This is a genomic window from Croceitalea sp. MTPC5 (assembly GCF_036985505.1).
In the GTDB taxonomy this organism is placed as follows: Bacteria; Bacteroidota; Bacteroidia; order Flavobacteriales; family Flavobacteriaceae; genus Croceitalea.
In genome coordinates, this window is sequence record NZ_BTGQ01000041.1 from 1 (window position 1) to 635 (window position 635).

Sequence of the window (635 nt, forward strand, 5' to 3'; positions counted from 1 at the left end):
GAACAAGGTCGCCCGTCCTGTACATCCGCTTGTATCCCTTATCGATATCCGCGGCAGTGGCAAAGGGGTTGGGGACGAACCGTTCCCGTGTCAGTTCCTCCATGTTCAGGTAGCCCCGGGCCAGTCCCGCACCGGCTATGTGCAGCTCCCCCACAACGCCTACCGGAACAGGGGTGCTATGATCGTCCAGAACGTAGGCGCGGGTGTTTTGAAGAATCTTTCCAATATTAGTATTGGAATCTCCAACATGGTATTCGTTCATTGATACACAAACAGTATTTTCCGTGGGGCCATATGCATTAATTAAAGTTCTGTTAGTAGACCACTTCTTTATTATTTGAGTTGGACAAGATTCACCTGCAACCACTATGGTTTTAAGATTTGGGAGTTTTTCATATTTGAAAGTTCCTAATAGAATAGGTGGTATTGTTGCTACATTAATGTCATTGTTTTTAATGAAATGGGATAACAACTCAGGGTTTTTCGTCATAACCAAAGGAATAATTACTAGCCGTGCTCCTAATAATATTCCTGTAAACATTTCTGAAACCGAAGCATCAAAGACAAATGTTGAGTATAGAATTATATTTGATTTAGTATCTATTCTAAATTTATTTCCTTGAGCTTGAACCAAA

At 41.4% G+C, this 635-nt stretch carries 1 protein-coding gene; it reads right to left on the reverse strand.

Features of this window, described 5'->3' with window-relative positions:
- The coding region (locus AACM45_RS20325; protein ID WP_339145043.1) for an AMP-binding protein at nt 1–635 on the reverse strand (635 nt) is incomplete at both ends.